Annotated in this window: 12 protein-coding genes; 2 read left to right on the plus strand and 10 right to left on the minus strand. The window is 66.8% G+C overall.

Going from position 1 to position 15922, the window contains the following annotated elements; all coding sequences use genetic code 11:
* Positions 1-46: 46 nt before the first annotated feature.
* Entirely contained in the window at positions 47-5893 is a 5847-nt protein-coding gene (gene uvrA / locus M0765_RS05540) for an excinuclease ABC subunit UvrA (protein WP_258502464.1), read from the minus strand.
* A gap of 174 nt (positions 5894-6067) precedes the next feature.
* On the opposite strand from uvrA, the gene M0765_RS05545 reads away from it, so the two are divergent.
* Positions 6068-7174, plus strand: coding sequence for an ABC transporter substrate-binding protein (locus tag M0765_RS05545; protein ID WP_258502466.1), 1107 nt, complete (start codon positions 6068-6070; stop codon positions 7172-7174).
* Positions 7175-7331: 157 nt separating this feature from the next.
* Positions 7332-8453, plus strand: a complete 1122-nt coding sequence (locus tag M0765_RS05550; protein WP_258502467.1) for an ABC transporter substrate-binding protein — start codon at positions 7332-7334, stop codon at positions 8451-8453.
* Between the two features lie 4 nt (positions 8454-8457).
* Here the strand turns inward: M0765_RS05550 and M0765_RS05555 are convergent, their stop codons facing one another.
* From M0765_RS05555 to M0765_RS05595, 9 genes are all read right to left on the minus strand, one after another.
* Complete coding sequence (locus tag M0765_RS05555) at positions 8458-8631, minus strand: hypothetical protein (protein ID WP_165442116.1); 174 nt, start codon at positions 8629-8631, stop codon at positions 8458-8460.
* A 118-nt stretch (positions 8632-8749) separates the two neighbouring features.
* Complete coding sequence (locus M0765_RS05560; protein ID WP_258502469.1) at positions 8750-10444, minus strand: MFS transporter; 1695 nt, start codon at positions 10442-10444, stop codon at positions 8750-8752.
* A 169-nt stretch (positions 10445-10613) separates the two neighbouring features.
* Entirely contained in the window at positions 10614-11258 is a 645-nt protein-coding gene (locus M0765_RS05565; protein ID WP_258502470.1) for a 2-hydroxychromene-2-carboxylate isomerase, read from the minus strand.
* Positions 11255-11521 (minus strand): DUF1289 domain-containing protein, encoded by a 267-nt coding sequence (locus M0765_RS05570; protein WP_258502471.1) that lies wholly within the window; start codon positions 11519-11521, stop codon positions 11255-11257. Before M0765_RS05570 ends, M0765_RS05565 begins: the two co-directional genes overlap by 4 nt.
* Complete coding sequence (locus tag M0765_RS05575) at positions 11518-12006, minus strand: YbaK/EbsC family protein (protein ID WP_258502472.1); 489 nt, start codon at positions 12004-12006, stop codon at positions 11518-11520. Before M0765_RS05575 ends, M0765_RS05570 begins: the two co-directional genes overlap by 4 nt.
* Before the next feature lie 30 nt (positions 12007-12036).
* A complete protein-coding gene (locus tag M0765_RS05580; RefSeq protein WP_258502474.1) occupies positions 12037-12957 on the minus strand; it encodes a hydroxymethylglutaryl-CoA lyase in 921 nt (306 codons plus the stop codon).
* A 139-nt stretch (positions 12958-13096) separates the two neighbouring features.
* Complete coding sequence (locus M0765_RS05585; protein WP_258502475.1) at positions 13097-13390, minus strand: acylphosphatase; 294 nt, start codon at positions 13388-13390, stop codon at positions 13097-13099.
* 13 nt (positions 13391-13403) lie between these two features.
* Positions 13404-14573 (minus strand): acyl-CoA dehydrogenase family protein, encoded by a 1170-nt coding sequence (locus M0765_RS05590; protein ID WP_258502476.1) that lies wholly within the window; start codon positions 14571-14573, stop codon positions 13404-13406.
* Positions 14570-15793: a CaiB/BaiF CoA transferase family protein gene (locus tag M0765_RS05595; protein ID WP_258502477.1), complete on the minus strand. Its 1224-nt coding sequence runs from the start codon at positions 15791-15793 to the stop codon at positions 14570-14572. Before M0765_RS05595 ends, M0765_RS05590 begins: the two co-directional genes overlap by 4 nt.
* Positions 15794-15922: the final 129 nt, after the last annotated feature.

Below are 15922 nucleotides of genomic sequence, written 5' to 3' on the forward strand. Positions count from 1 at the left end.
GGCGCAGAACACCGCGGGACCGGCGTTTGCCGGTCCGCGGTGTTGCCTATCTCGTCAATACCGGCGCCAGGGCCACGCCCGTGTGGGTACCCAGCCGCACCACCTCTTCCGGCGGCGCCGCCGCGACGATGCGACCGCCGGCGTTGCCGCCTTCCGGCCCCAGGTCGATGATCCAGTCGGCCTCGGCAATCAGGTCGAGATCGTGCTCGATCACCACCACGCTGTGGCCGCCGTTCACCAGCCGGTGCAGCACGTGGATCAGCTTCTCGACGTCGGCCATGTGCAGGCCTACGGTCGGCTCGTCGAGCACGTAGAGCGTATGCGGCGCCTTCTGCCCGCGGCGCGTGATGTCGTCGCGCACCTTGCTGAGCTCGGTCACCAGCTTGATGCGCTGCGCCTCGCCGCCCGAGAGCGTGGGCGAAGGCTGCCCGAGCGTGAGATAGCCCAGGCCGACGTCCTTCAGCAATTGCAGCGGATGGCTGATGTTGGGCATGGCCGCGAAGAACTCCACCGCCTCGTCCACCTCCATCTGCAGCACGTCGCCGATGCTCTTGCCGCGCCAGCTCACGGCCAGCGTCTCGGGGTTGAAGCGCGCACCGTGGCACACCTCGCACGGCACTTTCACGTCAGGCAGAAAGCTCATCTCGATGGTGCGCACGCCCGCGCCGTCGCAGCCGGGGCAGCGACCTTCGCCGGTGTTGAAGCTGAAGCGCGCCGGGCCGTAGCCGCGCGCCTTGGCTTCGAGCGTGTCGGCAAACAGCTTGCGGATGGTGTCCCAGAAGCCGATGTAGGTGGCCGGGCAGCTGCGCGGCGTCTTGCCGATAGGGGTCTGGTCGACCTCGAGCACGCGGTCGATGGTTTCGTAGCCCTCGACGCGATCGCAGCCGGACCACGCCGGGCGCTTGCCCGCGGCATCGGCGTCGCGGCCGGCCTTGGTCATGCGCTGAATCACGACGGCCTGCACGCTGGCCAGCAGCACGTCGCGCGCAAGCGTCGACTTGCCCGAGCCGCTCACGCCGGTGACCACCACCAGGCGGTGCAGCGGCAGCGTGGCGGTCACGTCCTGCAGGTTGTGCAGGTCGGCGCCGTGCACCGTGAGCCAGTTGCCGCTGTCTTCCGCCTTCGGGTCCGGCGAGGGAATGAGCCGGCGCGCCTGCAGCGGATGCTTGATGGCATCGCGCAGGTAGCGGCCGGTTTGCGAATCGCCCGCCGACTGGATGTCGGCCACCGAGCCTTCGGCCACGAGGCGGCCGCCCCGCTTGCCGGCGCTGGGGCCGATGTCGATGATGTGGTCGGCGCGGCGGATGGTGTCTTCGTCGTGCTCCACCACCACCAGCGTGTTGCCCTTGTCGCCGAGCTTGTGCAGCGCGTCGAGCAAGATCTGGTTGTCGCGCGCATGCAGGCCGATGGTCGGCTCGTCGAGCACGTAGCACACGCCCTGCAGATTGCTGCCGAGTTGCGCTGCGAGCCGGATGCGCTGGGCTTCGCCGCCGCTCAATGTCGGCGCGCCGCGGTCGAGCGTGAGGTAGCCCAGGCCCACCTCTTCGAGAAACTCGAGGCGGCTCTTGATCTCGGGGACCAGGTCGCGCGCAATCTCGGCTTCGCGGCCCGTCAGAGCCAGGCCTTCGAACCATTGCCGCACCTCGGTCACGCTCATGCGCGCGAGTTCGGTAATGCCGATGCCGCCCATGCCGTCCGCCAGCGATGCACCGAAGCTCACCGCGCGCGCCGTGGCATTGAGCCGCGTGCCTTCGCAGGTCGGGCAGGCGGTGTCGGCCAGGTCTTCCACCTCGGGCTCTGCAAAGGTCTGCTCGCGGCCCTTGTTGTCGTCGTCGCGAATCGAGTCGTCGAAGACCTTGCGCTGGTCCTTGCTGAGCTTGACGCCGGTGCCCACGCAATCGGGGCACCAGCCGTGCTTGCTGTTGTAGCTGAACAGCCGCGGGTCGAGCTCGGCATAGCTGGTGCTGCAGACCGGGCAGGCGCGCAATGTGGAGAACACATTCACGCGACCGATGCCGTGTGCCGACACGCCGGCCATCATCGCGGCCTTCAGGCCGTCGAGCTGGCTCAGCACGTGCACCACGCCCTTGCCGTGTTCCAGCGCCTTGGTGAGCGCCTCGCGCAGTTCGTTCTCCTTCGATGGCAGCACGTCGAGGCTGGCCACCGGCAGTTCGATGCTGTGCTCCTTGAAGCGGTCGATGCGCGGAAAGCCCGTGGTCGGAAGAAACTCCCCGTCCACGCGCAGGTGCGTAAAGCCGCGCGGCCGCGCCCAGTCGGCGAGCTCGGTGTACACGCCCTTGCGGTTGCTCACCAGCGGCGCCAGCAGGCCGATGTGCTGGCCCTTGAAGTTGCGCATCAGCTGCGCCGCAATGCTGTCGGGCGTCTGCGGCTGCACGGCCGCGCCGTCGTGCGTGCAATGCTGGATGCCCAGCTTGACGTACAGCAGGCGCAAGAAGTGCCACACCTCGGTGGTGGTACCCACCGTGCTCTTGCGGCCGCCGCGCGACAGGCGCTGCTCGATGGCCACCGTCGGCGGAATGCCGTACACCGCATCCACTTCGGGCCGGCCCGCGGGCTGCACGATGCTGCGCGCATAGGCGTTGAGCGATTCGAGATATCGCCGCTGCCCTTCGTTGAACAAGATGTCGAAGGCCAGCGTCGACTTGCCCGATCCGCTGACGCCCGTCACCACGCTGAATTTGCCGCGCGGAATATTGACGCTGAGGTTCTTCAGGTTGTGCTCGCGCGCGTTGACGATCTCGATCGCCTTGCCGCCCGGCGCCGTCTTGGCGTTGGCCACATAGCGCCGCGCGGCGCGCTCGGCCACCTTGTAGGCCTCGGGGCCAATGGCCAGCTCGTAGTCGGCCAGCGCCGCGCCGGTCAGCGAAGCGCGGTTCTCGCGCAGCTGCTCGGGCGTGCCCTCGGCCACCACCTGGCCGCCGCCCTCGCCGCCTTCGGGGCCAAGGTCGATGCACCAGTCGCTTGCGCGGATCACGTCGAGGTTGTGCTCGATCACGATCAGCGAATGGCCCGCGTCGAGCAGCTTGCGCAGCGCGCGCATCAGGCGCGCAATGTCGTCGAAGTGCAGGCCGGTGGTCGGCTCGTCGAACAGAAACAGCGTGCCCTTGCGCGCGACCGATTGCTTGCTGGCCGTGCCGTTCTTTGCCGCTTCCGCAAGAAACCCCGCGAGCTTCAGGCGCTGCGCCTCGCCGCCACTCAGCGTGGGCACCGGCTGGCCGAGCTTCACGTAGTCGAGCCCCACGTCTGAAATGGGCTGCAGCACCCGCAGCACGTCGCGGTCGGCTTCAAATACGGCGGCCGCTTCGGCCACGGTCAGCTCGAGCACGTCGGCCACGTTGTAGCTCTTGCCTTTGCGCTCGACCTTCACTTCCAGAATTTCGGGGCGGTAGCGCTTGCCGTCGCAATCAGGGCAGCGCAGGTACACGTCCGACAAGAACTGCATCTCGACGTGCTCAAAGCCCGAGCCGCCGCAGGTCGGGCAGCGGCCGTCGCCGGAGTTGAAGCTGAACTTGCTCGCGGTGTAGCCGCGCTGGCGCGAGAGCGCAGCGGTGGCGAAGATCTCGCGAATCGCGTCCCACGCGCCCACGTAGCTCGCCGGGTTGGAGCGCGCCGTCTTGCCGATGGGCGACTGGTCGACAAAGACCACGTCGCCCAGGTGATCGGCGCCCAGCAGGCGGTCGTGCGCACCCGGCGTTTCGGTGGCCTTGCCGAAGTGGCGCATGAGCGCGGGTGCCAGCACGTCCTGGATCAGCGTCGACTTGCCCGAGCCGCTGACGCCGGTCACGCACACCAGGCGCGCGAGCGGAAACTCGACCGTCACGTTCTGCAGGTTGTGCTCTCGCGCACCTTCGAGAATGAGCCGGTGCGTGTTCTCGCTCACGAGCCGCTTGAAGCCCATGCCGATTTTCTTGCGCCCGCCCAGGTACTGGCCAGTGAGCGTGTCGGCGTCGCGCAACTGGTCGGTGGTGCCGTCGAACACGATCTGCCCGCCGCGAATGCCGGGGCCGGGGCCCATGTCGATCACGCGGTCGGCCGCGAGCATCACGGCCGGGTCATGCTCGACCACCACCAGCGTGTTGCCTGCATCGCGCAGGCGCAGCATGGCCTCGGTGATGCGGTTCATGTCGCGCGGATGCAGGCCGATGCTGGGCTCGTCGAGCACGAACAGCGTGTTGACAAGCGAGGTGCCGAGCGCCGTCGTTAAATTGATGCGCTGCACCTCGCCACCCGAGAGCGTGCGGCTCTGGCGGTCGAGCGTGAGGTAGCCGATGCCCACGTCGTGCAGGTAGCGCAGGCGGGTGGTGATTTCTTCATGGAGGAGCTTGAGGGCCTGGGCTTCGCCCTGTCTTGCTCCTTCCCCGCTGGGGAAGGTGGGGATGGGGGCTCCCGGCCTCCACCACCGCCACAACTTTTGCAGAGGCCGCGTGCCCCCACCCCAGCCCTCCCCCAGCGGGGAGGGAGCCAAACCCATGCGGTCGAAAAACTTGCGCAGCCGCTCGATCGGCAACAGCATCAGGTCATGCAGGCACAGCCCCGGCAGCGCTTCCAGCTGCGCGCGGGTCCACTTGGCGCCGGTCGGCATGAAGCGCTTGGCGGGCTCCAGCACGGCATCGGCGTCTTCCTTGCTGCCGATGCGCCACAGCAGGCTGTCCAGCTTGAGCCGCGCGCCGCTGCACACGGGGCACGGCGTGTAGCTGCGGTACTTCGACAAGAGCACGCGGATGTGCATCTTGTAAGCCTTGCTCTCCAGGTAGCCGAAGAAGCGGCGCACGCCGTACCACTGCTTGTTCCAGTTGCCCTCCTTGTAATTGGGCGTGCCCTCGATCACCCAGTGCTTCTGCTCGTCGGTGAGCTTGTTCCAGGGCGTGTCGCGCGGAATGCCGGCCGCCTCGGCGTGCCGCATGAGGTCGTCCTGCGCTTCTTTCCAGGCCGGCGTCTGAATGGTCTTGATCGCACCGGCCCGCAGCGTGAGCTTGTCGTTCGGAATCACCAGGCCGAGGTCGACCCCGATCACGCGGCCGAAGCCGCGGCAGGTGTCGCAGGCGCCCACGGCCGAGTTGAACGAGAACATCGACGGGATCGGGTCGGTGTAGCGGATGTCGCTCTCGGGGCAGTGCAGGCCGGTCGAGAACTTCCACACGTCCGTCGGCGCGTTCTCATCCGCGCCCGTGGCATGCACGGTGACGCGCCCGCTGCCGCGCTTGAGCGCCACTTCAATGGCTTCGACCACGCGCGACCGCTCGGCGCTCGAAATGCGGAAGCGGTCGGCCACCACGTCGAGCATCTTGCGCGGCCCGGTGGGCGTGGCCACCTCGCGCTCCGCCTGCACCCGCGTGAAGCCGCTGGCCGACAGCCACTGCGTGACTTCTTCCGCCGAAGTGCCCGCGGGCAGTTCGACCGGGAAGGTGACCACAAGGCGTGGATCGCCCGCCGCAGCCGCGCGCTCGGCAATCTGCGCATAGATGCTGTCCGGCGAATCGTGGCGCACAGGCAACGCGGTTTCGCGGTCGAACAGCTGGGCCGCGCGCGCGTAGAGCAGCTTCAGGTGGTCGTTCAGCTCGGTCATCGTGCCGACCGTGGAGCGCGAGGAGCGCACCGGGTTGGTCTGGTCGATGGCAATGGCGGGCGGCACGCCCTCCACTTTGTCGACGGCCGGCTTGTCCATGCGGTCCAGGAACTGGCGCGCATAGGCGGAGAAGGTCTCCACATAGCGCCGCTGGCCTTCGGCATAGAGGGTGTCGAACACGAGGCTCGATTTGCCCGAGCCGCTGGGCCCGGTGACCACGGTCATCTCGCCTGTGCGGATGTCGAGGTCGAGGTTCTGGAGGTTGTGCTGGCGCGCGCCGCGAATCCGGATGGAGCCCTGTGTCATGAGTGCCTTGGGGGGTGGGGCAAACATTCTAGGGAGTGGCTGGTGACGAATTTGTGCACTCCGTCACATGGACTGTGCCCGTGCAGGGGTTTATACGGATTCAGTCGAAGACACTTTGAGTAACAAATAGACGATTTTGTTTACGTTTACTCGAACACCTCCGGACGACCACCCATGAAGACGCTGCACGCGCTTTGCGCCGCCCTCCTGACGATGGCCGCTACGGCCGCTTCGGCCCAGATCCTGATCGGCCAGACGACCGGCGTGACCGGCTCGGTGGCCGCCAGCGTGAACGAAGCCCTGGGCGGTGCCCAGCTGGTGATCGATGCCGCCAATGCCCAGGGCGGCATTCACGGCGAGAAGATCGAGATCCTCCGCATGGACGACGCCTTCGACGTGAAGCGCGCCAGCGAAAACGCCCGCGTGCTGATCGAAGACAAGAAGGTGCTGGCGCTGTTCCTGAGCCGAGGCACTCCGCATTCGCAGGCCATCGTGCCCTGGCTCGACAAGCATGGCGTGCCGCTCATCGCGCCTTCCACCGGCGCCATGGCGCTGCACAAGCCGGTTCTCAAGCACGTGTTCAACGTGCGCGCCACCTACCAGCGCGAAGCGGAAAAGGCGATCCAGCACCTGCTCACCACCGGCATCGCGCGCATTGCGGTGGTCTACGTGACCGATTCCTTCGGCCAGGACGCGCTCGAAGGCGCAATGACCGGCTTTGCCAAGGCCCAGGCCAAGCCCATCGTTACCGTGCCGGCCGACCGCGAGAAGCCCGACTACAAGTCCATCGTGCCGGCCATCAAGGACGCCAATGCGCAGGCGGTGCTCTGGATCGGCTCGGGCGTGGCGGTGGTCGAAGGCATCAAGGCGCTGCGCGCGGGGGGCTCCTTCGCGCAGGTGGTCACCTTGTCGAACAACGCCTCGTCGGGCTTCATCAAGCAGTTGGGCGATGCGAGCAAAGGCGTGATCGTGACCCAGGTGTTCCCGAGCGAACGTTCCATCAGCTACCCAATGGTGAAGGAAGCCATGGCGCTTGCACAGGCCAAGGGCCAGACCGAACTCTCACCCGCGGCGCTCGAGGGCTTTGCCTCGGCCAAGGTGCTGGTGGAGGCGCTGCGCCGCGCCGGGCCCAAGCCCACGCGCGCCAAGGTGCTCGCGGCGCTTGAAACGCTGCGCGCCTATGACCTCGGCGGCCTGGAAGTGAGCTATTCGCCGCAGGACCATTCGGGCATCGACTTCGCCGACCTGGCCATCATCAGCGACGGCCGCTTCAAGCGGTAAACCGCGCCCGCGCGAGCCACGTTGTTGCGGGGCTCCCTGTCCGTTCCATAGGAAACTATGGTTTGACAGGGTTTCCACGAGCGAGTGAACGCCACTCGCTGCAACACATTTGCGCATCTTCCGACGGAAGCATCCGCTTCGCGTAAAGGCTCGTTCGATGAAGATGTACAGGTTCCGCGCCGCCGCGCTCTTCTTGGGCGTGGCCTTGGCCATGGCGGTCTCCGGCGCATCGGCGCAGATCGTCATCGGCCAGTCGGCCGACCTGTCGGGTCCGGCGGCGGTGGGCGTGAAGGAAACGATCATGGGCTCGCAGCTGGTCATCGACCATGTGAACGCCCAAGGCGGTGTGCATGGCCAGCAGATCGAGGTGATCCGGCTGGACGACGGCCTGGACCCCAAGCGCTCGGTCGAGAACACCCGCATCCTCATCGAGGACAAGAAGGTGCTGGCGCTGCTGCTCAACCGGGGCACGCCCAACACCCTTGCCGTCATTCCCCTGCTCGATCAACACGGCGTGGCGCTGGTCGGCCCTTCGACCGGTGCCATGGCGCTGCACAAGCCGCTGCAGAAAAACGTATTCAACGTGCGCTCGACCTACCAGCGCGAGGCCGAAACGGCGGTGCAGCACCTGTACACCACGGGCATCCAGCGCATTGCGGTGGTGCAGGCCGACGATGCATTCGGCAGGGACGCGATGGAAGGCGCGAGCCGGGGCTTCGAGCGGGCCGGTCTGGCGCCGGCGGTGCTCGCGCTGGCCGACCGCAGCAAGCCAGACTACGCGGCGATCGTGCCGCAGCTCATCAAGGCCAACGCGCAGGCGGTGCTGTGGATAGGCTCCGGCACCGCGGTGACCGATGGCGTGAAGGCGCTGCGCGCCGCGGGCTCGGCGGCGCAGATCATCACGCTGTCGAACAACGCGGCGTCAGGCTTCATCAAGGAGCTTGGCTCCGTCAGCACCGGCGTGATCGTGACGCAGGTGCTGCCCTACGAGCGCGCGCTCGGCCATCCGCTGGTCAAGGAAGCGATGGCGCTCGCGCAGGCCCGGGGCCAGACCGAGCTGTCGCCGGCATTCCTCGAAGGCTTTGTGGCCACCAAGGTGCTGGTGGAAGCCCTGCGCCGCACCGGCCCGAGGCCGACCCGCGCCCGGCTGATCGCCACGCTCAACCGCTTTCGCTACGACGTGGGCGGCAAGCTCGACGTGAGCTACTCGCCGCAGGACCACACAGGCATCGACTACGTCGACCTGTCGATCGTCAGCGAAGGCCGCTTCAAGCGGTAGCGGCTTACTTGGCGGGCGCAGCAGGCGCTGCGGGGGCCGCCGGGGTGGCGGGCGCCGGCTCGTGCGTCACATCGCCGCCGTGCTTCTCGCCGGACATGTCGATCTTGTCACCGCCCTTCGAAATCACGTAAAGGGCAACAGCGGCAAAGATGACGAAGCCGACAACGAGTTTCCACATGGGTTCAATCTCCTGATGGGGTTCAATGGGTTCAAGAAAAAGGCCTCATGCCGACGGCATGAAGCCCCTTTGTTGAACGGAGGGCCGGCTTGCGCCCTCCTGTCGAACATGCCTCGCGTCAGTCGTTCGCGTAGATGTCCACGTCCTTCGTCTCGCGGATGAAGAGCATGCCCACCACCAGCGTCATTGCCGCAATGATGATCGGGTACCAGAGGCCGTTGTACATGTTGCCGGTGGTCGCCACGATCGCGAAGGCGGTGGTCGGCAGCAGGCCGCCGAACCAGCCGTTGCCGATGTGGTACGGCAGGCTCATCGAGGTGTAGCGGATGCGCGTGGGGAACAGCTCGACCAGCATGGCGGCAATGGGGCCGTACACCATGGTCACCAGCAGCACCAGCCAGAACAGCAGTGCCACGACCATCAGCTTGTTCATCTTGGCGGGGTCGGCCTTGGCCGGATAGCCCGCCACCTTCAGGTCGTCGGCCACGGCCTTCTTGAAGGCTGCGATTTCCTTGGCGGACGATTCGTCGAACTTCAGGTTGACCACGTTGCCGACCGGCGCTTCGATGGTCTTGCTGCCGATCTTGACGATGGCCTTGGAGCCCGGGGCGCCTTCGACGTTGTCATAGCTCACCGAGTTCTGCACCAGGTAGCGCTTGGCAATGTCGCAAGAGCTCCTGAAGTCGATCTCGCGTGCCACCGGGTTGCCCTGGAACGAGCACGACTTCGGATCGGCCGTCACCGTGACGCCGGCGGTCGCTTGCGCGCGGGCCAGGTCGGGGTTGGCATATTCCGTGATCATCTTGAAGACCGGGAAGTAGGTCACCACGGCCAGCAGGCAGCCCGCCATGATGATCGGCTTGCGGCCGATCTTGTCGGACAGCGTGCCGAACACCACGAAGAACGGCGTGCCCAGCAGCAGCGAGGCGGCGATCATCAGGTTGGCGGTGGTGCCGTCGACCTTCAGTTGCTGCGTGAGGAAGAACAGCGCGTAGAACTGGCCCGTGTACCAGACCACGGCCTGGCCGGCGGTCAGGCCGATGAGCGCCAGGATCACGATCTTGAGGTTCTTCCACTGGCCGAACGATTCGGACAGCGGCGCCTTCGAGGTCTTGCCCTCGGCCTTCATCTTCTGGAAGGCGGGCGACTCGCTCAGCGACAGGCGAATCCACACCGAGATGCCGAGCAGTGCGATCGACACCAGGAAGGGAATGCGCCAGCCCCAGTCGCCGAACGCCTGTTCGCCGAGCCAGGTGCGCACACCCAGGATGACCAGCAGGCTCAGGAACAGGCCGAGCGTTGCAGTGGTCTGGATCCACGAGGTGTAGGCGCCGCGCTTGCCGTGCGGCGAGTGCTCGGCCACGTAGGTGGCGGCACCGCCGTACTCACCGCCGAGCGCAAGGCCCTGCAGCATGCGCAGCGCAATCAGGATGACCGGCGCGGCAACGCCGATGGTTGCGTAGCTGGGCAGCAGGCCGACGATGAAGGTCGACAGGCCCATGATCAGGATGGTGACCAGGAAGGTGTACTTGCGTCCGATCATGTCGCCCAGGCGGCCGAACACGATGGCGCCGAACGGCCGCACCAGGAAGCCCGCGGCAAATGCCAGCAGCGCAAAGATGAAGGCGGCGCCCGCATCGAGGCCGCTGAAGAACTGCTTCGCGATGATCGCTGCCAGCGAACCGTAAAGGTAGAAGTCGTACCACTCGAACACCGTGCCAAGGGAGGAAGCGAAGATGACCTTCTTTTCCTCCGCGGACATGGGCCGGGGGGCCGGATGCGGCATCCCCCTCGAATCCAGTGTTGCTGCCATTTGCGTCGTCTCCTGTGTATGCGTTCGTTCAGCCCCGGCATTCGGGACCGTGAGGCATTCTTGGAGGCGCGACTGACCCGAGCCTTTCGCGAAACTGAACCGACGCTTACGGATTAAGGTGAAACCCGCAGGGCTCGTTTCAGGTTGTAAGAAATCGGGAAACCACCAATCAGTTTTTGCTGCTGCGCAGCATGGATGGACGCTGGTCGGCACCGGCCCATTGCGGCCCGTCGAACCACGTGTCGCCGGCCAAGTAGGCACGCAGCATCGCAAGCCCGTCGAAGCCCCAGAACAGTCGGCCGTCCACCGCATAGGCGGGCGTGCCGAACACGCCGGCCTGCAGCGCTTCGTCGATGTTGCGCTTGAGGAGGGCCTTGCTCTCGTCGCTGTTCATGTCGCGCTTGGGCTGCAGCTGCGCAGCCAGCGCGGCCAGGCGCGCGGTATCGCCGGCCTCTTCTCCGCCGCGCCACACGTTGCGAAAGATCGTCTCGGCCGCGAGGCGGCTGATGCTGCCGTCGTCCGAAGTCGCGACCGCAAGCCGCAGGTGCGGCAGCGGGTTGTACGGATGCGATGCGGGCATCTCGATGTGGATGCCGTTCGCATGGCCGAGCCAGAGCACATGCCGGTAGGTCCAGGCGCGCTTGGCTGGAATCTCCGCGGGGCCGAGCTGGCCGTGGTGCTTGAGCAATGCGCCGAGCAGCACGGGCTTGTAGGCCACGCTGTAGCTCAGGCCTTCGAGCGCCTCTGGCAGGTGCTCGAAGGCAAGGTGCGCATAAGGCGAAATGAAGTCCAGGTAAAAGTCGATGTGCTTCATGCGTGCTTGTCTCCAGATGCCTCGGGGATGCGCCAGATGCCGGCGCGCGCCCGCAACTCTATGGCACGCCACACGCCGCGCCGCGCGGCATCGTCCATCTTGCTCCAGGCCGCAATCTCGGGAATGGTGCGCAGGCAGCCTTCGCAAAAGCCGCTCTGGCGGTCCATGCGGCAGACGGAGGTGCAGGGCGAAGGCGCATCGCCGGCCGAGCTCTGTACGGCGGTGGCGCGCTCGGCCAGCAGTTCCGCGGCGTCGAAGTTCACACCACGTCCGCCACCGGCGCGCCGGTGAGCTTCTCGAGGTCATGCGGACGCAGCTGGAACACCGCGTGCGGATGGCCCGCGGCCGCCCATATCTCCTCGAAGCGGAACAGTTCGCGGTCGATCAGAACCACCGGCTTCGTCACATGCCCCACTGGCGACACGCCGCCGATGGTGAAGCCGGTGCGCGCCTTCACGAACTCGGCGTCGGCGCGGCCGGTCTTGCCGATGAGTGCGTCGACCTTCTTCTCATCAACACGCTTGTCACCCGAGGTAATCACCAGCACCGCCGCGTCGTCGCTCTTGCGACGGAAGATGATGCTCTTGGCGATCTGCCCGACCAGGATGCCGAGCGCGTCGGCAGCCTGCTGCGCGGTGCGGCAGGCGTCGTCGAGCATGCGCGGCAAATGGGGGTGACCCGCGTCCTGCAGCACACGCGAAACGCGCTGCACGCCCTCGGGCAGCGAATGAAGTTCAGCACCGCACATCAGTTTGCCTCCGCGCTTTCGTTACTCTCATCAACCAGCCCTCTTGGTACGGATCGCTTTCGACGCACGCGAATTCGGCTCACGTCCCAGCGCCTCGCTGATGTACACGCCCGCGTCGATCAGCTTGTCCAGGTCGATGCCGGTCTCGATGCCCATGCCGTGCAGCATGTAGACCACGTCCTCGGTCGCCACGTTGCCGGTCGCACCCTTGGCGTAGGGACAGCCGCCCAATCCGGCGGAGGATGACTGGAAGTTCCAGACCCCCAGCTCCAGCGACGCCAGCGTGTTGACCAATGCCTGGCCGTAGGTGTCGTGGAAGTGGCCCGATATCTGGTCCACGCCAAAGTGCGCCAGCGTGGCCTCGATGGCAGCCCGCACCTTGCGCGGCGTGCCCACGCCGATGGTGTCGGCCACGTCCACGCGCTGCACGCCGATGTCCTTCATCAGCTTGGCCAGCATGCTCACGCGCTCGGGTGCAACCTCGCCTTCGTATGGGCAGCCCACCGTGCACGACATGGCGCCGCGCACGTCGATGCCCTTCTCGCGAGCCGCGGCCACCACGGGCGCGAAGCGCTCGATGCTTTCGGCAATCGAGCAGTTGATGTTCTTCTGGCTGAAGGCCTCGCTCGCGGCGCCGAACACCACGATCTCGTCGGGCCACTCTTCGCGCGGCGCGGCAATGGCGGCCTCGAAGCCTTTCATGTTTGGCGTGAGCACCGAATAGCGCACGCCGGGCTTGCGCTGGATGCCGTGCATCACCTCGGCGTTGTCGGCCATCTGCGGCACCCACTTGGGGCTCACGAAGCTGGTGACCTCGATCTCCTTCAGGCCGGCGTCCTGCAGGCGATGCACCAGCCCGATCTTGACTTCAGCCGAGACCGGCTGCTTCTCGTTCTGCAGTCCGTCGCGCGGACCGACGTCGACGATCTTGACCTTGGCGGGGAGTTTCATGGCGTGTCTCTGGGTTCGCTGGAGAAAGGAAAAAGCGTGCGCCGATTGTCGGCCGTCTGCGTCCAGCGTGCTCGGCCGCGCCTGCGCCTGGGGTTGCAATGCCTGCCAGCGGCGTTGCAGATCGCGCCAGCGCGTCTGTTCACACAGTTTCGCGCTGCACGAAATCCGTTGGCGGCTCTGCGGGCGCGGGAGCCTCCACCGCATCGAGCGCATCCACGCGTGCGCCGTCCGGACCGCTGCGGGCCCAGGCGACGAGCGCATCGACCGCCGCAGCCGGCCCGAAGGCCATCGCCTCCACGCTGCCGTCGCGGCGGTTGCGCACCCAGCCGCACACGCCCAGGCGCCGCGCGGCCTGCACCATCGACCAGCGATAGCCCACGCCCTGCACCAGGCCGCGGACGACGAGATGACGGGTGACGGCGGATGGATTCATGGCATGGGCAACATCAGTACGACTTGGGCAGGCCGAGCGCTTTTTCCGCGATGAAGTTCAAGATCATCTGCGGGCTGACCGGCGCAATGCGCGGAATGTAGCTCTCGCGCAGCAGCCGTTCGACATGGTATTCCTTCGCATAGCCCATGCCGCCCAGCGTGAGAACCGCGTTCTGGCAGGCGTCGTGTGCCGCCTCGGCCGCGAGGTACTTGGCAGCGTTGGCCTCGATGCCGCAAGGCTCGCCCGCGTCGTACAGCGTGGCGGCCTTGAACACCATCAGGTCGGCCGCCTCGAGGTTGGCCCAGGCGCGCGCAAGCGGATGCGCCACGCCCTGGTTCTGGCCGATGGGCCGGCCGAACACGATGCGCTCCTGCGCGTACTGCGAGGCGATGCGCAGCGCGGCACGGCCGATGCCGATGGCTTCGGCCGCGATCAAGATGCGCTCCGGGTTGAGCCCGTGCAGGATGTATTCGAAGCCTCGCCCCTCCTCGCCGATGCGATCTTCCTCGGGCACCTGGAGCCCATCGATGAAGAGCATGTTCGAGTCCACCGCCGCGCGTCCGAGCTTGTGGATCTCGCGCACCTCGACCTTGGCGCGGTCCAGCGGCGTGTAGAACAACGTAAGGCCCTGCGTGGGCTTTTTCACCTGGTCGACGGGCGTGGTACGCGTGAGGATCAGCATGCGGTCGGCCACCTGCGCGGTCGATATCCAGATCTTGCGGCCGTGCAGCAGATAGCTGCCGTTGGGCTGGCGCACCGCCTGCGTCTTGAGGCTCGTGGTGTCGAGCCCCGCGTCGGGCTCGGTCACGGCAAAGCAGGCCTTCTCGGTGCCGGCAATCAGCGGCGGCAGGAAGCGCTGGCGCTGCGCCTCGCTGCCGAACACCACCACCGGGTTGAGCCCGAAGATGTTCATGTGCACCGCAGAAGCACCCGACATGCCCGCGCCCGATGCGCTGATGGCGCGCATCATCAGCGCCGCCTCGGTAATGCCCAGGCCCGCACCGCCCTGCGCCTCGGGCATTGCGATGCCGAGCCAGCCGCTGTCGGCCATGGCGCGGTGGAACTCGTGCGGGAACACCGCGCGGTCGTCGTGGTCGCGCCAGTAGTCGGCGGGAAAGTCTTCGCACAGCCGCTCGATGGCCGCCACCAGCGAGCGCTGGTCTTCGTTCAGGGAAAAGTTCATTCGCTGTCCTTCGTGGGTTCCGGCTGCAGCGTGACGCCGCGCGCGAGCATCCGGTCGATCTCTTCGCTTGCATAGCCCGCCTCGCGCAGCAGCTCGACGCTCTGTTCGCCGATGCGAGGTGCGGGCCGACGAATGGCCGCGGGCGTGGCGCTGTAGCGGCCGACCGGCGCCAGCGTGCGGATGCGGCCTTCGCTCGGATGGTCGAGTTCGGGAAAGAAATCGACCGCGCGCAGGTGCGGGTCGCCGAGCAGGCTCTCGGTGCTGTGCAGGCGCGCGACCGGAATGTCGGCGGCTTCGAGCACCGCCATCCATTCATCGCTGCCACGCGCAGCCATCACCTCGGCCACGAATGCGTAGACCGCACCAATGTTCGCGGCGCGCGCCGTGTGCGTGCCGAACATCGACGAGTCGCGCAGCTCGGGCCTGCCGATCACGTCGAAGAAGGCCTGCCAGTGCTTATCGTTGTAGATCAGCACGCTCAGGTAGCCGTCGGCCGTGGCGTAGGGCTTGCGGTGTGGCGCGAGCAGGCGCGCATAGCCGGTGGGGCCGAGCGGCGGCTCGAAACTGTGGCCACCAAGGTGGTCGCCCATCACGAACTGCGAGAGCGCCTCGAACATCGGCACTTCCACCGCCTGGCCCTTGCCGGTGCGCTGCGCATGCAGCACGGCAGCCAGCAGGGCGATGGCCGCCTGCAAACCCACGGCGCGGTCGGCCAGCGTGACCGGAGCGTAGCGCGGCGCATCGCCGCTTTGCTGCGCGAACAGCGAGGCAACGCCGGCCGCGCCCTGAATCAAGTCGTCGTACGCGGGCTTGCCGGCATACGGGCCTTCTTCGCCGTAGCCGAACGCACCGAGGTAGACGATCTTCGGGTTGACCGCGGCCACCGCTTCGTAGCCGAGCCCGAGCCGCGCCATCGCCTGCGGCCGCGTGTTGTAGATGAGGGCATCGCAGCCGGCCGCGAGCCGCAGGCAGGCCTCGCGGCCTTCGGGCTGCTTGAGGTCGAGCACGATCGAGCGCTTGTTGCGGTTGAGGTGCAGCGCCATCGCGCCCATGCCGGCATTGCGCATCGGACCGACCGCGCGCAGGTTGTCGCCTGAGGGCGGCTCGACCTTGATGATGTCCGCGCCCAGGTCGCCGAGCGTCTGCGTGGCGTACGGGCCCATCACCACGGCCGTGAGGTCGAGGATGCGGATGCCGTCTAGAGGTCCCGTGGTGTTCATGTCTTGGTGTTGGTATTGGCTCCTTCCCCTCTGGGGGAAGGCTGGGATGGGGGCAGGCAGAGCGCCCGATGGATACGCCGCGTGCCCCCACCCCTGCCCTCCCCGGGAGGGGAGGGAGAAATTCAACAG

The organism is Variovorax sp. S12S4, assembly GCF_023195515.1.
In the GTDB taxonomy this organism is placed as follows: Bacteria; Pseudomonadota; Gammaproteobacteria; order Burkholderiales; family Burkholderiaceae_C; genus Variovorax.